Raw genomic sequence first — 19,507 nt, 5'->3', positions numbered from 1 at the left:
GTGTAGGTTTTTATTTCCTATACAACGGAATAGAATTGTCAAATCACCTAGCGATATGGGAGCCAGAAATGGCAGAGAGTAAGAATAGCAAACCTCTAACTAATAGAGCAATTGAGACATTAACTACTAAGAAAGGAGTTGTGGCTGACGTTGGCGAAAACCGAGGCTTAAGGATCGCCTGCGGTAAGACAGGAAGGAAAACATTTACTTATCGTTTTCGAAGTCCAGAGAATGAAGGAAAGATTACTCAAATTAAGCTAGGCGTTTTTCCCGAGTTGTCGTTAGAACAAGCTAGGATCAAGCTAAGAGAGTTTAAGGCTATGCGTGATGCAGGTATATGCCCTAAAGCTGAGCTTGATAGAATAGAAGAAGAGCGTAGGAAAAGTGAACAAAAAGGTACAGTAAAGCAAATTCAGGTTAAAGATATCGTTGATCTATACTTGGAGCAATACATTGAAGATAGGGTAAATGCGGTAGGAAAAAGAATTTCTGGAGCTAGAAAACCTAAAGGTCAAAAAGAGGTGCGACGGACACTATATGTTGATGTAGTTAATGCTGTTGGGAATTGTTCTGTCAGCAATTTCAAGAAGAATGATGTTGTTTCTCTGATTCAAGGCATTATAGACCGTGGTGCTCCTGTGCAAGCTGGTTCAGTGATTAGAGAACTATCTAGTGCTTATGACTTTGCTATCAGTATGGATTTTTTACCTGAAGATTTTGTTAACCCTGCGCTCCTTGCATTGAATACATTTAAAATGAGGAAAGTTAAGTTAACTTGTTCAAAGGGAAAAAGGGTACTGGATCACTCTGAGTTGATTAAAGTCCTTCATTGGTTACCTACGTCTGGATTCACCGACAATCAAAAGGGAATTCTAAAGTTAACTTTATGGACTGGTTGTCGAACGGGGGAACTGTGTGGATTAAAATGGAACCAGATCGATTTTGACAAAGGTACAATCTTTCTTGAAGAAACCAAAAATGGTAATTCAAGATATGTACAGTTAGTCTCTCAAGCTCTTGTTTGGTTGAAACAATGGCAACATACGCGATTGCCATCAAAGTCTCCTTTAGTTTTTCCATTGAGAAGTGATTGGAAAAGGCGACATGTTGCTCAAAAGCAACTATCTGAAAATATGTGGCGAATGCGACAAAATAATACAATGCTCTCAATCCCTCAATGGACTGCCCATGATCTTAGGCGCACCGTTCGAACTGAGCTTGCTAGACTTGGTTGCCCTACTTCAGTTGCGGAGGCTGTTCTTGGTCACAGTCCTAAGGGAATTGAGGGAACATATAATTTGCACCGTTATGAGAATGAGTGCCGAGAGTGGCTTCAGCGTTGGGCCAATTTTCTTGATAGCTTAGTGTGTTCGGATGATAACGTGATTGAATTATCACGAGTTAGCTGACCTTTATCATATATATTGGAATAAATAATAAAAAGCGTTACTAAAAAAATAGTAGCGCTTTTCATTTAAGGGTGATTATAATTCTGGTATGTTTGATTATCTGTTTTTTTTATGCGCATCATTTATGAGAGCATTGATAGTTTTTCTTATTTTTGAATCACTCTTTCCGCCCGCTAACTCAACCAACATTTTCCAATGCCTTTCATTTAAAGGAATTGAGAAATCCTGAATTTTTGATTTGTCTAATGATAGCTTGTCACTGATATGTTTAAATTCTTTTTCAAAGTTATCTTTATCTAGTGTTAAAAAAAGTAAGTCGATTACCGTTTTAATTGTTTGATTTTTATCTTCAACTGTTTCTGCTGGGCCTAAAAATTCAATAACATTGTAACGTTTAACTACTCTTTGATAAGTTATATCAATTATGTCATCATTTTTAATTTTAAAGATATTAAGATTTTGTTTTAATGTGTCTACAATTTTTAAATATTCGCTTTTAAGTTTTATTAGCAGATTTATACTAGTTTCACTATTTTCATATCTATCTAATATTGCACTATCAAGTTGTAATGTTAGGCTCTCTACGATGTTGTTATTGCTATTAGGGTGAAGAGGTTCGAAGTTAAATAATAATCTTTTGTATTTTGACGGTTCTAAATCTATTGATATGTCATCAAAAAGTTTCAAGTCTATATGTCCAAATTTATCTCTTTGTGGTCTCTTATCGCTTTTCTCTGTTTTTCTTGGGCGATCTAGTAAGTAGTTACCTATTTCTTTCGTGTCCAATTCTGATTCATTATGACAAAAACTAAAATGATTAATTACATTTAGAATGAATGAAATAAAGTATTGAGAACGCCTTCCGTTTATCCATGATAAATTTTCGTATGAAATTAAAAGGTCATGTTCATTGTCAAGTAAGTTATTGATAAGAGTATTGAGTTTTTTTTCTTTTCGTGAATTAATTTGACCTGACATTAATTCATTAGTATTGATATTTAAATAAATGGCGACTGATTCGAAAAAATCGTGCTTTAGTTTTGCACCTTTGAGTTGTACTAGTTTTGTAACGGTTAAGTTACATTTGGTTTCGCTTATTTTCTTTCGCAAATAGATAATGTGGAATCGGAGAGTTCTCTCGTCACTTTTTGCTATTGTTTTTAGTCTTTCTAATTGCATTTTTATTCACCATTTAATGAACGGTTTATCTGAAATAAATGAGAGAAAAAGATAAAATGAAACATAAAAAAAATGTGTGATTTAGCGCAAATGTAAAGAAAAAAAACGCAAAAAATTAACGTTGTATATCGGTATGGTAAGGGTTGCAGTGAAGGTGCTTATCTAAGTTAAATTTCGACACTTTTAGGTTGAGTTTGCTTTAGTAATTTTGGATAGCTAATTGTACGTAAAGATGAGTTATTGTCGTTTGTTACAACGTTTCGTCAGCGGTCGTGATTATGGTGAATTTGGGGAGCTAGCAATACAATGGTTATGTCCTTAACTTCCGAGTTGATGAGAGGCGTCAATCCTTTTTATGTACTACCTTCACCGAAAGAAACACTATCGGTAATGTTTAATATATATCACTACCTATATCTACCTATCACTACTCATCTATATCTATCTATATCCATATCTACTATATCTCTAAGATAACAACTCATTGAGTATCTACTAAAAAATAACAGAGCTCTCTCCTCTATGAACAAAAGGAGAACTCACATGACAAATCGTAAAAACAAACTACTTAAACAAAAAGAATTCAAAGGAATAAATTTAACGTCTAGAGAAAATGAATTGTTAGAGGATAGAGTAAACAAGATTTATGAAGTACTAGTTCAAGCTACAAACAGCTTTCCTAGAACGTTTGCTTTTAGAGTGGATCTTAGATTTCCTCATGGTTATAAGTTTGGTGAGACATTCCCTTATATGAAGAAATTCTTTGGTTCTTTAGAAAGCCAAATAACAGAAGAATTAAAAAGAAGAAAACGGAGGTTTAGCTCTGTTAGTGAGGAGAGACTTCGATATATATGGTGTAAAGAAATCGATAAATCAGAGAATCCACACTATCATCTGGTGATTTTCCTCAACAAAGATAACTTCCAAAGTTTAGGCGATTTTAAACGTGTGATTAGAGATGAGCGCAAATGTAAGCACTTATACCAAATGTTATTATGTGCTTGGTCGAGAGTATTAGGTATTGAACTTGAAGAGGCTCATAGAGCGGTACACATACCAGAAAATGCAACTTATATAGTTCAGACTTTTGATGGAGAAGTGGTAGCGGGAAATGAAGAATTCACAAAATTGTTTAATCGTTCTATTTATTTAGCTAAAGCACGTACTCAGGCAATAGGGTTGTCTAGGAGTTTTGGCCGAAGTAGTAAATAATTTATCGTATATTATGACGAGTATTCATGCGGCAGTGGATAATGATGTGTTGGGTGTGAAAAAAGAAAGGAGCCTAAGCCCCTTTCTTTTTATCTATCAGTTATTCTTAACCAAAGTTACACATGCTTTCCATGGGAAATTAGCAGGTGCAGGCGTTACTGTATTAACCGTAACGCAGTCTTCGAATGACTGACCTTCAAAGTTCACATCTGTTAGGCGGTATTGGAAACTAATACCATCTTCGCGCTGTTCAACAGATACGATTTCTCCGTATTTAAACTTGCCAGTATATTCGAATGTCATCGGGCGACCTTGATAATCCACAGCACTAGCGCCTACTGGGTATACACTCCCGATAGAGTCTGTCGATACATCTACAGAGATTCCTGCTGTGTATTTAAACACAGGTAGGTCTTTGTTAGGCAGTACGCCGTCACCATCAACATCGATAAAGTAATCGATGTGTGGAATGTCGAACTCAAGACCGTTATCAGCGAAATACTTTTGGGTGTTTTCATAAGCTGCTGTTTTGTATAGTGCAAGATTATAGGTACTCAGCGCTTGTTTCATTTCCTCAAACTGGACCGACTCCGGTTCTAACAACACCTGACCAATTTCATCAATTTGCTCCTCTAACGTGAGTTTGTTATCGGTAGCCATCGTCAAAGTACTGGCAGAGATAACCAGTAGTAACGTACTGGTATCGCCAGAGTTAGATAGGTTGGTGTTGTAGAAGTTAATATGATCTGACCACTGTTCAGGGGCATAGCTGTAAAGTTTCAGCAAGTCAGAAGTCGCTTTGTCTACCGCTTCGTTAAACTCAGTGCCAGCTTGTACTTGTGCCATGACAGATTGCTTCATCGCGGCAGTTGCTACGTTGAAGTTCACTTGTGAGGTTGCATTCATATCGACGAATGCACTCATACTCATCTGTTCGTCAGCATGGTTTGTTAGTTCGTTAAAGTAATAGCCGTGGGCAACGAGCTCAGTATACGGAGTGCTAAATCGCTCTTTCACGCTGTAGTTACCTTCATAATCTTCGATTTGAGTTGTGTAGCTGCGACCAGTTGGCTGGAGGTCTTGATTAAGTTCGTTGATGGTTACAACGGAGCCCGGTTGTAGAGGACCTTTCTGTACAGCGCCACCAAATTGATATTGCTGACCAGAACCACTGTTATGTCCGTCTGATGAGCCTCCACACCCTGTTAAGGCAACAGGTACAACAAGCGCGGTGGCAAGTAAGGTTTTAGATAGGTTCATTCTATTTCTCCATAATGAGTGTAAGAGGGTTATATCGTGTTGAATTCAATGTGAGTGTCAGTCACATCAAATAATTGCTGAACGTCCAAAGACAGTAGCGTTGCATCGGTTTGGAGATCGAAGCGAAAGCTCGACATCGTGGCTTCATGGATGTTGCTTAGTGCGAGAGTGTTTAGTTTGGTATGCGAGTGTGTACGCCAAACGAGATAAGCGTTTCTGTAATGAAGTACAAGGCCGATTGGCTGAACGTTAGTTAGATGTAGATGGTGGTCACCGTCGTTTATCTTTAATGAGATAAGACGTTGCTGAAGCGTCGCCAAACAAACAATTTGGAATACACCAACGTTAATATATAGCGGCTCATCGCTCATCGCAGTGTCAGTAACATGCACTTTGGATGACCAATGACTTTGAATGTCTTTTATGTTTTCAGGTGCAATACCTGAGAGAAAGTTATCCAGTAGAGAAGTAAGGCTGTTAGGCAGTTGATGCTTGGTTGACTCGATTAACCAATAGAGCAGCACTGCTTCATGAGCAGTGGTACTCAATGCAAGCGTTTCGGCTTTTTGGTAACCAAAAGGTTTATCGCGGTCATCTATCATGACATCTGGAAACATGGCACAAATAGCGGACAGATTGCGTTGGATAGTGCGTAAGGAGCGCTCTAAACCAAGCGGTGAAAGCTGAGCTTGGATTTGTTTAGCGGTGATTTTCTTATTGTATGGAATAAGGTTGTAAATCGCCAAGATAAGCTCAAGGTGGTACTGAGTTTGGTTAGGTTGCGTCATGGTAAGCTCAACGAGGTTCGTTCTGTTGGGCATGACGATATCAAAAAGGTGCGACAAAGCTTGTCGTATCAATGTCTTAGGCTAAATTGCTACGACGAACTCTATCGCACTTGCGCCATGATGTGTCGTAATGAAGGGGAAGAAGGTCACTTTCCAACGATAGATAAATGGATCTCATCAAAAACTACTTTTGAAAGGTGACGAGCGAACGTTTTCATCCATATCTGCAAAAGATCTAGAACCTCTGGATGATTGAGATTAGCTGAGCCAGTATCCGGTTGGTAACACCAACCATTTGCTAAATGGAAATAAAGCTCAGGCTCTACTGAGTGCGCGCCTTCAAATGGGTAAGAAAAGCTCGCAAAGAAGACAACTTGCCAAGGCTCTGAACTTGAAGCTCGTTTGAACTGCACTTCAACAGGATGTATCCCTTGACCATTCCGATAATAGTTCAGTTGACGACAATTCAAGACCAGTCGCTTTGCCTCATCGGATAAGTTGTAACGCGTGAACAGCGCTTCTAGTTGCTGATGAAGTTGAGGTACTAACGAAACGTCACCATAAGTTGAGTCGATCATAACCATCCCTTCTCTGCAAAAGAGACACTGCTTTCTCCAACCACTATGTGATCCAGAACCCTGACATCCACCAGCCCTAAAGTATCGATAAGCTTACGTGTAATGCGTTTATCTGCCTGAGAGGGCGATGGATCGCCGGATGGATGGTTGTGCGCCAGAATGACGGCGGCTGCGTTGCTCTCTAAGACGGTTTTGACTACCTCACGTGGATAAATACTGGCTGAGTCAATGGTTCCCTTAAAGAGCGGCTTGAACTCAATGACGCGATGTTGACTATCAAGCAGTAGTAGCGCGAATACTTCGTGCTCTGCGCTGGCTAATTTGAATCGAACATACTCTTTTGTTGCATCCGGATTACAAAGGGCATCGCCGCGGACATAGCGGTTAGCTAGGATTTCTGCGGCATGCTCTAGGATTTCATTTTCTTGGTATTTCTGTTGTTTTTGGTAGTGAAGGTTATCGGTCGACATAGGTCCTCCAAGAGTGAAACGATAGGAACTTCACTAAGAGGACATATATCTGAAAGTAATTGATTTGATGGGAGAGAAAGAGCTCTGAACGTTTTTTCTAACACACCGCGTTATCCCATGGGTAAAAGAAATAGGAGTCAATCCCATGAGATTTTTAAAGCTGAAAGAAGTAATGGAAAAGACCGCACTGAGTCGCTCGGCCATCTATAGAAAAATGAGCGAAAATGCTTTCCCTAAATCAGTCAATTTAGGTGATCGCGCAGTAGCGTGGGTAGAAAGTGAAGTTGACGATTGGATGGAGAGCATTCTATCGACACGTTGAGGTGAGGGAAGTCAGCTACTTTGATTTGAGCTATTTATGAATATATATCATCTAGATGTACAGGCTTCTCTTACAAGAAAAAGAGAAGTTCAACATCATGTTATTTCACAGAAGGGGTTGCCGATGGCAACCCCTTTTTAATGCTCAATGATAAAGGAGTTTTTATGTCTTGGTATCAAACCGTTGGTAAAGCTGTCGCTGGAACAGCAAGTGTTGCTGGAGTGATCACTGCCGCTCCTGTATTTGGTGCAATCGGCACCATCACCGCAGGAGGGATTGTTGTGTCTGCTTTTGTTGGCACATCCGCAGCGTTAATCGATAAAGCGATGCAATCGACACGCACACCACATCCCATGGTGACATCGAATGAATACTCTGACGACCAGTGAGAGGTTAAACCGTTACGTTATTAACCGTCTTTAGTAGAGATGGTTTTTCAATCTTGCACCGTCATTTCAATTTGTAAAGGCTTTCTATCTTACTACCAGTAGGAGGACTCATTATGTCCAAACAATCTTCAGTCCGAACTCAAATCTGTTTCGTCACTCATCGTATTTCAGGCAAAGCGTTTCCAGTATCGGACCGCTTAGCGACATGCCTTGTCAAGACACTCGCGTCTTACATCTCGCTTAAGGGAGAAGTCGCAGAGTCGTTACTCTCTAATAATCGCGTGGTGTTTAACTTTCGTGACAAAAGCTACAGTGTGGAAGGAGGCGGTTTTCACCCTGTTGAAATCTGTTTGCTTCGAAGTGCTGATGGCGACTGGCAATACCAATACGTGACCGATTTTGCTTACATTGGCAATTATTATCCGGAGTTAGAAAAAGCACTGGATTTTGATTTCCATAGCTGCGGAGCGTATTCGTGCGGTATTCCTATGCGAAACCAACAAGAGGCAAATGAACTTTACCAATTGTGGGAGCATAACTTTTTGGCGTATTTGGAAATGGACGCTTACGACGATATCAGCATAACGTCAGCCTAAGTACTGGCTCTTTTTCATCGATTTAACCGTGACACAACGTCACGGTTTTTTATGCCCGGACATCAAGGGATCTTTATTTTGAACACATCTATTGAAGCGTCGAGAACGCAAAAGAAAATCAAACCGATATCGGTCAAGGTGCATTGGTCAGAATCGCGTGAGTTTGATGAAGACACCCACTATGACTTTATGGACTTTGAGCGCAAAGCCTTAGAGGTCGCAAAGACTAATCCGCGAGGTGGTTACGATAAAACAAAAGTCACGGTGCTTTTTGATAATGAAGACAGTTACGAATGCCGCTTAGATTTAGGCTGTGGTGGTAATGACGCTGGATTTGCGTCGCACTGCCTTAATATGCTGGTTTACTATCTACGCCACCAATACGACTTAGATAAACCGTGGTTGCACGACCAGTACCACCTGTCACTCATTGAAGCTATTCAAAACTACGAGTTCGATACGGCGTTTGTAGAAAATGCCAGACAAGGCATTGAACAGGCAGAAATGAATGCTAAAGCCGAAGATGAAGCCAAAACGCAAGCAGAGCAACAAGAATGGGAGCGACAAAGCAGGGAGCATCAAGAGAAGGAGAAAGCGTTTCAAGCATCACTGACCATCCCGCCGTGGGCAAAGGCGGTCATTGTCGCCAACTACACGGATTACGATGCAGAAAATAGTGACCCACGTTCAGGCTATCATGCCACGAAAGCAGTCAGAACCTTGATACTGGCGTGGTCCAGACATACTCGTAACTTGTTTCCTGAACTTCATAAAGCATGCTTGAATCATCCATCCACTGCTTTTCTTAATCATCCAGAGCAAAGCAATGAACACCGTGAAACGCATTGGTCAGGCGATGGCTACTACCTGACGGACATTAAGTATCTTCGCTATGGTTGGTCGGTTCGAAAGCATGTCTTTTATAACGAAGCGCAGAAAGCGAAGTATGTGCCGTTGGGTGAGTTAGTTATACCTGATTAGTCAGCGATTGGGGTGAAGCGCTTAATGCTTCACCTCAAGTCGTATTATTTTTTGTCGAAATATGGCTATGGTCTCTACGTTTTACCCCGTCTATTGCTTGAATTGATTGCCCTTGATATTGAAATTCGAAAAGTCCTTCCCCATATGGTGGGTATCACTTACAGACTAAAAAACATCCATGCAAATCAAACGAGATTTTGATTATTACTACAACCTACATCATGTGGTGACCCACTCTTTGCTTCACTTGCTTTGTAAAGTCTCTGCGACCGAGCGCCATGTTCCAGTGACGACTCGAAATGATATTCTCATTAAGTTCTTAAAGCCTAAGCTAACGGATAAATCGCTTGCCAATGTCAAGAAGGATATCAAACTGATGCTTAGTGTGGCGAGAAGAAAAGGAGGTAACTTAGAAATGAAATTGCATGAACTTAACTCTCAAGCGAATAAAACGAAGCTCGTTGGGGCAGAGAAACTCTACAACTTACTGGTTTATCTCTACGATGCTGAAGGGATTGAATCTCGTTTATTCGATGAGGGGATGGAAGCGGAGGCGGGCATCCTATATATGCTTGATGAGCAAATAGAATACGGCTTTGATGAAAGCCATAAACAAGTTGCACCTCTATCTATGCTTATCCAGCTAGAAAGGGCTCCTGAGCTCATTGACGTGATTAATCAACATGGTTTTTTTGTCGCAGAGATGAAAGAGTGGAATTTAGATACACACCAAGCGCATATCTTGGTACATCCAGTTAAGTAAATCGCAGAAATGCCTTTTGATGAAAAGCATAGAGCTCAGCAGTTTTTAATAAAAGCGCAAGCTAAATACGGTGACCTGTATGATTACTCTCAGGTTGAGTATGTAAACAAAACCACTCACGTTAAGATTGGTTGTTCAAAGCATGGTGCATTCTACTCTTCGCCGAAAAATTTTCTCGCTACGGTGAAGAAAATAGGGTGTCCCTATTGCAGTCGTGAAAAACGGTTTCAATATGAAATGAAGGAAAATACACCAGCAAAAGAAACAAAAGGGTGTGAAACGGATCATTTCAATGTACGTGGTGGTACAAAGAAGTATCCACATTTATTACTAAAAGTGTTTGATTAATAATTATAAATTTTTCATGAAGAGATTTATTCCAAACAATTATGCTACAAGCAAAATGCAGCATGGCCTCGTAGTTTTCTATTTTCTTCTCCCAACGATAGGGCGACTGTTTTAATCACGTATCCTCTTCTGCCCGTGATTGAACATAAGGGATATAACTTAAGTGATCAGGCCAGTGTCAGTTCATTTGTAACCATTCACCTCTGTCCATAAACTGCCCTTTACGCCTTGTTTTGTTCTATTTGTTAGGGTGCGACCCGCTTTTTGAGCTCGCTAAAGAGCGAGCTTATCTTATCATTTAAATAATACTTGCTGGTTTGTTATTTGTTTTAAATATGTTTACCGCTCAAACGTATTCACTCTATATATTTAAATAGATTCTTATGATTTAAATATATGTGATTTACATGTTCATATTTGAAATTACAATGAGATAATTGTCACATTTCAATTTTTTATGAGAATGCTTTCATAAAAAATAGTGGTAATTAATAGTGAGGTTTTATTTAAGATAAGGATTGCGATGATGGGAAAGCAAATGTCATTAATACGCATCTCTGAGCTTAATGAAAGATTCCTAAAACGTAAAAGTAGTGGGAAAAGCAAGCATGCGATACAAGGAGAGCTTGGTCGTTTCTTAGAGGTATTCTCTGATTCAGATAGGAATCGTATTGATATACAGTCTTTTCTTCATTGGTTAAAACCTGCCATTTTACATGATCAATATACGCTTTTAAAACTCAATGGAAATGTAGACTTTTCTGGTTATGTAATGTGGGCTTGGGTTGACGTCGACACCTTAGAAAAATATCTGAACGAAGATCGCTTTGTTATTCATCCAATGAATTGGAATGAGGGTGATAACTTAATTGTTGTTGATTTTTTCATAAAAGATAAATCATGCAAACAAGCGATGATGAGATCAATGTATAGACAGGCTAGAAACTTAGCCGGCCTTTCCCATAAAGATATTAACATCTGTATTAGAGATGATTTTGGCAAGATTGTTAAGGTGAAAGGCGCAAGATATGAAGATGCATAATGTATTTAAAACTCACCGAAAGATAGAAGTCGACAACTGTATCTCATTAGGAGATACCTTGCCGCAGAGTTCTTTTATTGAATTCCCAACATATAAACTCAAAAGCGCGGAGTTGCTTTGGGTTAACAAGTCACTAGTTGAATCGTATGGTCTTAATCCTGATGATCGAAAAGTTAGTGAATGTATCTTAGCGAACTATTCATACGTAGCTAAAGGTTATTGCGATAAAAAGTATATTTTCACTAGTGATAGTAAACCTTTCTTGGCTGACCGATATGGTTCACGTCATGAGGTGTGTAATGGTGGTAGCGCCCGCTGTGGTCTCAATGGGCAATTCCAAATAAAGGGAATTGGTGTTAATCCATTGCTAGCCGACAACATGAAAGAGACACATACGAATGGAAAGCTTTTCACAGATGAAGCGATACTTGAGGCTATTTGGGGTGAGATATGTCATCGATACCTGCCTTTTGGTGCTGTCCGTACATTAGCGATAATCAAGACAAATATTAGCTCTGAATTTATGTATTCAGATAAAAAAGAAATGAAACCATGCGCTCTCGCGATAAGAGAATTTGCAGTGAGACCTGCTCACTTTGAACGCGCTACTTTTTTCTGGCCAAAACGTGAGTTTATGAGCCTTCGAGATAACGACGCAGATAGGGTTCGAGAGTCGGTTAAGTTGCTACATAAGTCTATCGAGAAGAATAGCGTTTACAGCCAATATTCTGCATATGACCTCCTTTCTATAATGGTGAGTCGGATTGCAGAACAGATTGCATATTCAAGGGTTTTAGGCATCCCCCATGGCGCATTAACTAGCTCTAATATCTCAATAGACGGACGGTTTTTAGATTTCGGGACGATGACCGCTGTTCCCGACTTCGGTAATTATGTTTTGTCGGAGGGAGTCGGTGCTGTTTGGGATGATGAACATTTGATAATTCATTGGTTGGATAATTTAACGCAAACAGTGAGCAAGTATTCCTCTAACAATGAAAAGATAGAAAAAAGGTCAATTGGTACTCTTATAGAGAAATTCTTATACGAACTTGATAGGAATGAAAATATTGCACTCTTGAGAGAACTGAATGTAGCGAGTATTAATGAAAACAATATCAAGTTAGCTCGGCAATTGAAGTTAATACTAAAGGGTGAACGGCGTATAGACTTAGGTGATTTTGATGCAGATACATTTAAACATCGGGTTACTCAATTAGCACGCCAATATGGACTGGAAGTGACGAAAGTAAACTTTTTTCTCAGAGATTTTAAGTATTCCACTTTTTCTATCAAGAATGATAAACGAATTTCTGAACAAAATTTTACCAAACAGAGTGTCAGTTCCCTAATCAATAGCTATGTACTCCCGAAGGAGATTTTATGTTAGCGGTTATTGAAGCTGTATTAATCATTACATCGAGCATTTCCCTTATCACTACGATAGGTTTGTTTATCGTTTATAAATTAAAAAAAACAATTGAACCAAAAATTAATTATCCGAAAGTTACGGTATTTGTTCCTTTCTATAATGAATGCCCAAGTTTGCTTATTACTGCCCTTGAGCACCTGGAACGACAAGATTATCCCAAACGACTACAAGTTGTTTTGATCGATGATGGCTCTACCAATGGTGTTGTGAACGATGTAAAGGAGTGGTTGTCGATTTCCCGAATACAACAATATGAATTAATCGAAAAGAAAATTAATGGTGGTAGAAAGGGTTTTGCGTTGGATTATGCCCTTGAACTAGGTATTGCCACTGGCGATGTATATGTGGTGGTAGATAGCGACACATTTATAGAGTCGGAAGGGATAAAAGAACTGAGTATTAAGCTTTGGTCAGATGATAGGTATGCAGCGGTGTGTGGGTATATAACTCCAAGCAACTATCAAGAGAGTTTTATTGGTTTATTGCAACATTATGAACATAGCAGTTTCTATGGAGCTATTAGATCCGCCCAAGATAAGATCGGCCTTGTTCCTGTGCAAGCTGGCGCTTTCGTTGCACATAGGGCATCGGCTGTTCATGATTTAGGTGGCTGGAGCGAATGGTTGGTGGAAGATATAGCTTGGTGTTGGAAGGCTCTTTCAAGGGGTTATAGAAGTGGGTACGCATCAAAAGCAAAGGCGAAAACTCATTGCCCAGTTGACTCCAAGGGCTTATTTAAACAAAGACGTCGGTGGGCAAGAGGCCGAGTCGAAGCATATCTGGAAACGTGGAAGACAAGTAAGTTTGCAGGAGTCTGTGCAACGCCTTGGTTTATGAGCACGGTATTACATTATGTGTTTCCTTCGAGTCTTCTTGTGATTGCTTTTATGATTGCCTTTGGGATCTGGATTCCTCTTGCATTAGGAGTAATTAATTTAGTGCTGTACCTGATGTTAAATGCTAACTATCTGCGTGATAACAAAGGGCTCTATGAGGGTATGTCAAAGAGCAAGTTACTAAAAGCTCCCTTATTTGCAATGTTGTTGGAAACAATCATTTGGCTGCCAAACTTACTCGGATTTTTAGATGAGTTGTTTGGGAGAAAGAAAATATGGTTAACGAGATAGCTCTTTAGCCATATATGAGTGCGGTACTCTTTACCGTATTAGTAATAAGGAAATCGATATGTTTAATCTTACAAATGATGAAATCGTAATGGTAGATGGTGGTGGTGATGGTGCTGGTGTAATTGTTCGTGAAGTTGGTAAATGGGCTATAGGAGGCTTTGCATGGGATGTAGCGACACATCCGGCAGGAAACGGAAGCAGCTTTAACAACGGAACACAGAACATTAGCGGAAATGGCTATATGGGACAAGGTTTGCAGACAGGTGGTGGTATGGCTGGTTCACCGACTGGGGGCAGAGGTTACGGCTATTAAGCTATGATAATTTACGATCATAAGAAGCCTTTGGGCTTCTTATGTTTATTAGAGGTACTTACACGATGAATATTTTTGAAACTAAGTTGCCAAAAATTAATTATATTATAGTGGCAGTAATATTAGCTTCTCTATTAAGTTTTATAAATGGATACATATTAATTAAACTCTTTGTTGATATAAATCAATCAAATGAAACCCCAATAGACTTGATTTCGCCTGTAACTGTTTTTGGTGTTGTAATATTTTCACCAGTAGTGGAAACGCTATTAATGTTTTTGATTATGGAGTTTTTAAATTGGCTTAGGTTATATAATAAGTTTTTTCTCGTTTTGTTATGTACCGTTCTTATGTGTTTGTTACACTCATTAGTGAGTATATATTGGGGGTTCTTTGTTTATCTTGCGTTTGTAGTTTTCTCTGTTGCTTATCAAACATGGAGAAGTAAGTCTATCAAAGATGCATTAATAGTTGTTTTTTGGATTCATTCAGTTTATAACGCGATCATGATTAGCGTTGCGTTAACATAGTGTGTTCATTGTTTATTTAAGGTGGAAATATGAATAGGGATATGATAAAAATCCAAAGTGTTAATAAGGTTTTCTCAGTAAATTGGGCATTGACAAATAAATGCAATTACCAATGTGAATATTGTCACCCCGATCTACATAATGGTTCGATAAGAACACCAAAGCTTGATGACACTATAAATTTTGTAGATAAAGTATTCAAGCACACAAATCTAAAAGGTCAATTACCATATTTTGAGTTTGGAGGCGGAGAGGTTACCTTATTGAAATATTTTAGTAAATTGCTTGAATATATTCATGGTAAAGGTGGAAGAACTTCTGTTATCTCAAATGGTTCTAAACGAGTCGAATGGTGGAAAGAGAATGCAAAATACATGGATGGCGTTAATTTGAGTTATCATGTTAATGATATTAAAAATAGTCTTCATTTCATTAATGTTGCGCGAGTTTTAGAAAAATCACCAAACACTAGACTCAATGTAAATATTATGATGTATCCAGATCGTTTTAACGAATGCCTCTTGTTTGCTAATAAATTAAAAGAGAAAGTACGATGCTCTATTAATTTGCAGCCTCTTTATCATGGATTTGGTAGCGCTAAGATTGAAGGAATGCATAACTATAGTGCGTTTCAAATGGAGGTGATGAATACCTTTAAAGGTAGAGACGATGGTAAAAAATTGCATGAGTCTAGGGCATTGTTGAACGTAGAGCATATAGATGGTTCTAGAAGACAACTATCAACGGATTTTTTAAAGAATAATAGCCTAAATAACTTCCTTGGTTGGGAGTGTTATGTAGGAGTGGAAAGTGTTGTTGTACGTTTTTCCGGAGAGATATTACGTGCATGGTGTTATGACAAAGTAATAGGCTCAATTTATGACGACGATTTTGATTTGCCGAATAACCCAATAGAGTGCGCAACCGAGATCTGTCACTGTGGTGCAGATATATCAACAACCAAAGTAAACAGTAAATTATTAAGGAAGATCGATGTTAAGGTATTGGATTAGGTGTAAAGATGAGGCAGTTTTACCGGGAAGAATACCTAACTATAAAGACCAGGGCTCCAGAGGCTCGAATATTAATCCGTTCTTCGTATAGCCAGAGTGCGATGATATTAGTTTGTATCATCATATTTCTGGCTCTTTTTCTTCTTGGTTTCTTTGGGGAATATACACGTAAAGCTTCATTACAAGGCGTGGTCAATCCCTATGGTGGGATGGTAAATGTTCAATCTGGTTCAACGGGTTACATAGAAGAGCTATTAGCAAAAGAAGGTGAAGTGGTCGTTGCTGGTCAAGCTATTTATAAAGTAAATACAGAAAGACATAATGAAAGTGGAGAACCAATCAAACCACTTCTTAATCAGTCTTACAATGCTCAAACCAAGATCATTAGAGATCGGATCGTACAAGAGCAAAAGCGTGTTGGCATAGAGCTTAATTCTCTAAATGACGATATAGATAATCTGAGTGTTAGTATCCAGAATACTCAACGCATCGTGTCATTATCTAAACAAGAACTTGAACTGAGACAAGCGCTGTTTGCTGATAAAAAAAAGCTGCTTAAACTAGGTCACATTTCTGAAGTTGAATATGCTAACGAAAAACTAAAAGTGAATGAGGTAGCCTCAAGATATGAAAGCAATTTATTGAATTACAATGCTAAAAATAGAGAGTTGGCAGCCTTAAAAAACGCTGTTGAAAGTACAGAGATAAACTCAGCAATTACCATAAAAGACCTTGATCGCCAGCTAGAGGTAGTCGAGCAAGAACGTTCTGAATTTCTCTATCAAACAGACACAAGAGTCGTTGCACCTATTACAGGGGTGGTTGCTTCTGTTCTGGTTAAAGAAGGTCACTCGGTTATTGCAGGTCAAACACTTTTAGTGATCGTGCCAGAAGGCGAAGTTTTCGTAGAGGTTTACGCACCAAGTCGAGATATTGGGTTTATCAATGTTGGTCAGAAAGTAAAACTTAGATTCGAAGCATTTCCTTATCAAAAATTTGGGGTTCAGGGTGGTGTTGTTGAAAGTGTTTCACGGACCGCCGTGTCACCGGATGTCATAACAAATCAAAGGCTGATAAAAGCTGATAAAGTCGAGGGTTTATACCAAGTTCGGATCACTCTAAACAAGCAAACAATTACAGCTTATGGTAGGGAAGAACTCTTAAAATCAGGCATGGCAGTGACAGCTGATGTTGAAGTAGATACACGTAAACTATACGAATGGGTATTAGAACCAATGTATTCAATTAAAGGTAGATTGGAATGAGGGTAGTCAAAGATGTTTACCGTAAATGGGAATTTGGGAAGAAACTCTCTCTCGTTCGACAAACTGAAAAAGCAGAATGCGGTGTTGCTTGTTTGGCTATGATCGCGGATTGGTACGGCTACAAAATTGACTTGCGTGATCTTAGAGCAAAGTTTGGCATTACGCATCACGGTATGTCATTTAAGAGACTTATCGAGTGTGGAGAGTCGTTGAATCTTCATGCTCAAGCAAAAGGAGGTGTAGAGCTTCATCATCTCAAAGAGCTAGCAACTCCATGTATCTTGCATTGGGACTCTAATCATTTTGTTGTTTTGAAGGCAGTAAAGAAAGACCGTGTAATCCTCCATGACCCTGCTCGTGGGGAATGCGTGTTTAGCTTTTCAGAACTGAACAAACATTTTACTGGAGTCGTTCTAGAGTTAACCCCAACCGACGACTTTAAACAAAGGGATGAATCGAAGCGTATTAAGCTATCTAGGTTAATTGGCAAGACTCATGGTCTCAAGCGTGCATTAGGTAAGATATTGGTTTTAGCCATTATTCTTGAGGGATTAGCGTTACTATTACCTATCATGAATCAGGTCGTGATTGATGAAGTCTTGGTCGGTTATGATGAAGATCTTTTGGTTTTGGTTATACTTGGAATATTACTTATAACCGCAGCTCAATTAGTCGTTTCGATTGTAAAGGAGTGGGCAACAGCCCTAATGTCTGTTGATTTCAACATGCAGTGGTTAGCCAATGTATTCCATCATTTATTCAGACTTCCTATTGATTGGTTTGAGAAAAGAGAAATAGGGAACATAGCAGCAAAGTTTGATGCGGTAGGGACAATTCAAGACACTTTAACAACAAGCGTCATACAAGCATTTCTCGACCTTATCCTAGTGCTCGGAACGTTATCTGTCATGATGTTCTATAGCCCTTTGCTTTCATGCATTGCAATATTTGCGGCCCTTTTATATATCACTTTGAGAATGGTTTGGTTCGGAGCATTTAAGAGAGCAGAGGAAAATACTTGGGAGGCAAGTACTAAGGAAAATAGTTATTTTTTGGAAACAATAAACGGTCTCCTAAGTCTCAGGGTGAATGGTGCTCTGAATTGGCGAGAGAATATTTGGCGGAACTTGAATATTGATCGTCGTAATGCCCAATTACATGAAATGAAATTAGGCATGGTGTACAGTATTGTGAGCACTACGATTAATAGTTTAGTTTCTGCGGCAGTATTGTGGTTTGGTGCGCAGCTTGTTATTTCTGGTGGTTTTTCAATAGGCATGTTAGTTGCCTACCTCTCATATCAAGGGCGTTTTTCTGGAAGTGTCGGTTCATTAATAGATAAATTTTTTGAGTATAAGATGCTATCAGTATATAACGAGCGCTTGGCTGACATTGTATTAGCTGAACGAGAGTTTGATTCTATTCCAGTAGATAAAGTGGAAAGCTTTCCGCAGGTCGTGAGACAAGATGCAATTATATTGCAATTCCAGAATGTAAGTTATTCTTATGCTCCAGATATGCCTCTAATCCTAAATAACGCGTCATTTGATATTAAGGGTAATGAGGTCGTTGCTTTGATAGGAGAGTCTGGTTGTGGTAAGTCCACCGTATCAAAGCTGATCTTAAAACTATATCAACCAACAGCGGGGAACATTAGTTGCTTTGGAAATAAAGGTATCAATTCCGTTGAGATTAGAAGTAGAGTAGGTGTAGTCCTTCAAGATGATAGTTTATTTGGGGGCTCTATTATTGACAATATTACGTTGTCGGCTGAAGCCATTGATGAAGAATGGATGTATGAGTGTGCTCAAAGAGCGCAGGTTCATGAAGATATATCGCGTTTGAATATGGGATATCACACTTTACTTGGTGAACAAGGCGGTGGATTGTCAGGAGGTCAAAAGCAAAGAATACTAATCGCTCGAGCGCTGTATAAAAAGCCTAACTTGTTGATCCTAGATGAAGCGACAAGCCATTTAGATATAGATACTGAGAGATTTGTTTGTAGTGAACTTAGGTCGTTAAATATACCAACTTTAATGATCGCCCATCGACCTGATACAATTGCTGCCGCTGATAGAGTATTATTGTTGCAAGATGGATTAATAACCGAGGTGGTCAGGAATTAATAATGAATCAGAAGGTTTCGTGGTTGCTACTATGCCATTTATGGACTTTATAAAGTTAGCCGCACCAATATAAGTAAACATCGCATTGATACTTATAGCAAGTGAGTTAACGTGCGGTGCAGCTTGTCTCACTTTTATCTTCGGTAGATATAGTATTGAGAAATAATACCTTAACTTCAATCAACCGATAATAGTGATCCAGCAGTAGAACAATAAACCCTCATGCTCGTACCCTGCTAATTTGTAACGAAGATTGTCTCTGGTGTTATGCGTGTGTGAAAGCTTTACTTCTCACATAATGTTGTTCGAGGATTTTCGTCACTTTTTCAAGTACACGCTGTTCATCGGCTTGTTGATAGAG

21 protein-coding genes are annotated in these 19,507 nt (G+C 39.0%); 16 read left to right on the top strand and 5 right to left on the bottom strand.

Annotated elements, in window-relative coordinates:
* Window positions 1-68 precede the first annotated feature (68 nt).
* Window positions 69-1,409, top strand: coding sequence for a site-specific integrase (locus KIV40_RS01315; RefSeq protein ID WP_140272598.1), 1,341 nt, complete (start codon window positions 69-71; stop codon window positions 1,407-1,409).
* A 96-nt stretch (window positions 1,410-1,505) separates the two neighbouring features.
* On the opposite strand, the gene KIV40_RS01310 is transcribed toward KIV40_RS01315, so the two are convergent.
* Entirely contained in the window at window positions 1,506-2,588 is a 1,083-nt protein-coding gene (locus tag KIV40_RS01310) for a hypothetical protein (protein ID WP_285347764.1), read from the bottom strand.
* Window positions 2,589-3,131: 543 nt separating this feature from the next.
* Between KIV40_RS01310 and KIV40_RS01305 the strand changes: the two genes are divergently transcribed.
* Window positions 3,132-3,800, top strand: a complete 669-nt coding sequence (locus tag KIV40_RS01305; protein ID WP_162457564.1) for an inovirus Gp2 family protein — start codon at window positions 3,132-3,134, stop codon at window positions 3,798-3,800.
* Between the two features lie 96 nt (window positions 3,801-3,896).
* On the opposite strand, the gene KIV40_RS01300 is transcribed toward KIV40_RS01305, so the two are convergent.
* The 4 genes from KIV40_RS01300 to radC all read right to left on the bottom strand — a co-directional run bounded on the left by KIV40_RS01300 (window position 3,897) and on the right by radC (window position 6,896).
* The gene (locus KIV40_RS01300; RefSeq protein ID WP_285347763.1) at window positions 3,897-5,060 is read right to left on the bottom strand and encodes a hypothetical protein; all 1,164 of its coding nucleotides are present in this window, start codon (window positions 5,058-5,060) and stop codon (window positions 3,897-3,899) included.
* A gap of 29 nt (window positions 5,061-5,089) precedes the next feature.
* On the bottom strand, window positions 5,090-5,881 hold the full coding sequence (locus KIV40_RS01295) for a WYL domain-containing protein (protein WP_285347762.1): 792 nt from the start codon (window positions 5,879-5,881) through the stop codon (window positions 5,090-5,092).
* A 113-nt stretch (window positions 5,882-5,994) separates the two neighbouring features.
* Window positions 5,995-6,426, bottom strand: a complete 432-nt coding sequence (locus KIV40_RS01290; protein WP_306431761.1) for a DUF2787 domain-containing protein — start codon at window positions 6,424-6,426, stop codon at window positions 5,995-5,997.
* The gene (gene radC, locus KIV40_RS01285) at window positions 6,423-6,896 is read right to left on the bottom strand and encodes a DNA repair protein RadC (RefSeq protein ID WP_285347760.1); all 474 of its coding nucleotides are present in this window, start codon (window positions 6,894-6,896) and stop codon (window positions 6,423-6,425) included. The genes KIV40_RS01290 and radC overlap by 4 nt, the downstream gene beginning before the upstream one ends.
* Window positions 6,897-7,041: 145 nt before the next feature.
* On the opposite strand from radC, the gene KIV40_RS01280 reads away from it, so the two are divergent.
* The 14 genes from KIV40_RS01280 (at window position 7,042) to KIV40_RS01215 (ending at window position 19,146) form a co-directional block, all read left to right on the top strand.
* Entirely contained in the window at window positions 7,042-7,218 is a 177-nt protein-coding gene (locus tag KIV40_RS01280) for an AlpA family transcriptional regulator (protein ID WP_285347759.1), read from the top strand.
* 164 nt (window positions 7,219-7,382) lie between these two features.
* The gene (locus tag KIV40_RS01275) at window positions 7,383-7,607 is read left to right on the top strand and encodes a hypothetical protein (RefSeq protein ID WP_285347758.1); all 225 of its coding nucleotides are present in this window, start codon (window positions 7,383-7,385) and stop codon (window positions 7,605-7,607) included.
* Between the two features lie 113 nt (window positions 7,608-7,720).
* Window positions 7,721-8,203 carry a DUF2787 domain-containing protein gene (locus KIV40_RS01270; protein WP_285347757.1) on the top strand — a complete coding sequence of 161 codons (483 nt, stop codon included), beginning with the start codon at window positions 7,721-7,723 and terminating at the stop codon, window positions 8,201-8,203.
* Between the two features lie 78 nt (window positions 8,204-8,281).
* Entirely contained in the window at window positions 8,282-9,184 is a 903-nt protein-coding gene (locus KIV40_RS01265; protein ID WP_285347756.1) for an LPD25 domain-containing protein, read from the top strand.
* A 178-nt stretch (window positions 9,185-9,362) separates the two neighbouring features.
* On the top strand, window positions 9,363-9,947 hold the full coding sequence (locus KIV40_RS01260; RefSeq protein ID WP_285347755.1) for a DUF2913 family protein: 585 nt from the start codon (window positions 9,363-9,365) through the stop codon (window positions 9,945-9,947).
* 9 nt (window positions 9,948-9,956) lie between these two features.
* Window positions 9,957-10,295 carry a hypothetical protein gene (locus KIV40_RS01255; protein ID WP_012129587.1) on the top strand — a complete coding sequence of 113 codons (339 nt, stop codon included), beginning with the start codon at window positions 9,957-9,959 and terminating at the stop codon, window positions 10,293-10,295.
* Window positions 10,296-10,818: 523 nt separating this feature from the next.
* A complete protein-coding gene (locus KIV40_RS01250) occupies window positions 10,819-11,337 on the top strand; it encodes a toxin-activating lysine-acyltransferase (protein ID WP_285347754.1) in 519 nt (172 codons plus the stop codon).
* Window positions 11,324-12,727, top strand: a complete 1,404-nt coding sequence (locus tag KIV40_RS01245; RefSeq protein ID WP_285347753.1) for a protein adenylyltransferase SelO family protein — start codon at window positions 11,324-11,326, stop codon at window positions 12,725-12,727. The genes KIV40_RS01250 and KIV40_RS01245 overlap by 14 nt, the downstream gene beginning before the upstream one ends.
* A complete protein-coding gene (locus KIV40_RS01240) occupies window positions 12,721-13,896 on the top strand; it encodes a glycosyltransferase family 2 protein (protein WP_285347752.1) in 1,176 nt (391 codons plus the stop codon). The genes KIV40_RS01245 and KIV40_RS01240 overlap by 7 nt, the downstream gene beginning before the upstream one ends.
* 58 nt (window positions 13,897-13,954) lie before the next feature.
* A complete protein-coding gene (locus tag KIV40_RS01235; protein WP_285347751.1) occupies window positions 13,955-14,209 on the top strand; it encodes a hypothetical protein in 255 nt (84 codons plus the stop codon).
* Window positions 14,210-14,274: 65 nt separating this feature from the next.
* Entirely contained in the window at window positions 14,275-14,739 is a 465-nt protein-coding gene (locus KIV40_RS01230) for a hypothetical protein (protein WP_285347750.1), read from the top strand.
* A 29-nt stretch (window positions 14,740-14,768) separates the two neighbouring features.
* On the top strand, window positions 14,769-15,752 hold the full coding sequence (locus KIV40_RS01225) for a radical SAM protein (RefSeq protein ID WP_285347749.1): 984 nt from the start codon (window positions 14,769-14,771) through the stop codon (window positions 15,750-15,752).
* Window positions 15,753-15,760: 8 nt separating this feature from the next.
* Complete coding sequence (locus KIV40_RS01220; protein ID WP_285347748.1) at window positions 15,761-17,017, top strand: HlyD family efflux transporter periplasmic adaptor subunit; 1,257 nt, start codon at window positions 15,761-15,763, stop codon at window positions 17,015-17,017.
* Window positions 17,014-19,146 (top strand): peptidase domain-containing ABC transporter, encoded by a 2,133-nt coding sequence (locus tag KIV40_RS01215; protein WP_285347747.1) that lies wholly within the window; start codon window positions 17,014-17,016, stop codon window positions 19,144-19,146. The genes KIV40_RS01220 and KIV40_RS01215 overlap by 4 nt, the downstream gene beginning before the upstream one ends.
* The last annotated feature ends 361 nt before the right edge of the window (window positions 19,147-19,507 follow it).

Source organism: Vibrio sp. D173a (assembly GCF_030248475.1).
Note: the sequence above shows the minus strand (reverse complement) of the source record. Positions and strands in the feature narration are given on the sequence as shown.

Coding starts and splice junctions, on each gene's coding strand:
- KIV40_RS01315 (WP_140272598.1), top strand. CDS start 69: ATGGCAGAGAGTAAGAATAGCAAACCTCTAACTAATAGAGCAATTGAG.
- KIV40_RS01310 (WP_285347764.1), bottom strand. CDS start 2,588: ATGCAATTAGAAAGACTAAAAACAATAGCAAAAAGTGACGAGAGAACT.
- KIV40_RS01305 (WP_162457564.1), top strand. CDS start 3,132: ATGACAAATCGTAAAAACAAACTACTTAAACAAAAAGAATTCAAAGGA.
- KIV40_RS01300 (WP_285347763.1), bottom strand. CDS start 5,060: ATGAACCTATCTAAAACCTTACTTGCCACCGCGCTTGTTGTACCTGTT.
- KIV40_RS01295 (WP_285347762.1), bottom strand. CDS start 5,881: ATGCCCAACAGAACGAACCTCGTTGAGCTTACCATGACGCAACCTAAC.
- KIV40_RS01290 (WP_306431761.1), bottom strand. CDS start 6,426: ATGATCGACTCAACTTATGGTGACGTTTCGTTAGTACCTCAACTTCAT.
- radC (WP_285347760.1), bottom strand. CDS start 6,896: ATGTCGACCGATAACCTTCACTACCAAAAACAACAGAAATACCAAGAA.
- KIV40_RS01280 (WP_285347759.1), top strand. CDS start 7,042: ATGAGATTTTTAAAGCTGAAAGAAGTAATGGAAAAGACCGCACTGAGT.
- KIV40_RS01275 (WP_285347758.1), top strand. CDS start 7,383: ATGTCTTGGTATCAAACCGTTGGTAAAGCTGTCGCTGGAACAGCAAGT.
- KIV40_RS01270 (WP_285347757.1), top strand. CDS start 7,721: ATGTCCAAACAATCTTCAGTCCGAACTCAAATCTGTTTCGTCACTCAT.
- KIV40_RS01260 (WP_285347755.1), top strand. CDS start 9,363: ATGCAAATCAAACGAGATTTTGATTATTACTACAACCTACATCATGTG.
- KIV40_RS01255 (WP_012129587.1), top strand. CDS start 9,957: ATGCCTTTTGATGAAAAGCATAGAGCTCAGCAGTTTTTAATAAAAGCG.
- KIV40_RS01250 (WP_285347754.1), top strand. CDS start 10,819: ATGATGGGAAAGCAAATGTCATTAATACGCATCTCTGAGCTTAATGAA.
- KIV40_RS01245 (WP_285347753.1), top strand. CDS start 11,324: ATGAAGATGCATAATGTATTTAAAACTCACCGAAAGATAGAAGTCGAC.
- KIV40_RS01240 (WP_285347752.1), top strand. CDS start 12,721: ATGTTAGCGGTTATTGAAGCTGTATTAATCATTACATCGAGCATTTCC.
- KIV40_RS01235 (WP_285347751.1), top strand. CDS start 13,955: ATGTTTAATCTTACAAATGATGAAATCGTAATGGTAGATGGTGGTGGT.
- KIV40_RS01230 (WP_285347750.1), top strand. CDS start 14,275: ATGAATATTTTTGAAACTAAGTTGCCAAAAATTAATTATATTATAGTG.
- KIV40_RS01225 (WP_285347749.1), top strand. CDS start 14,769: ATGAATAGGGATATGATAAAAATCCAAAGTGTTAATAAGGTTTTCTCA.
- KIV40_RS01220 (WP_285347748.1), top strand. CDS start 15,761: ATGAGGCAGTTTTACCGGGAAGAATACCTAACTATAAAGACCAGGGCT.
- KIV40_RS01215 (WP_285347747.1), top strand. CDS start 17,014: ATGAGGGTAGTCAAAGATGTTTACCGTAAATGGGAATTTGGGAAGAAA.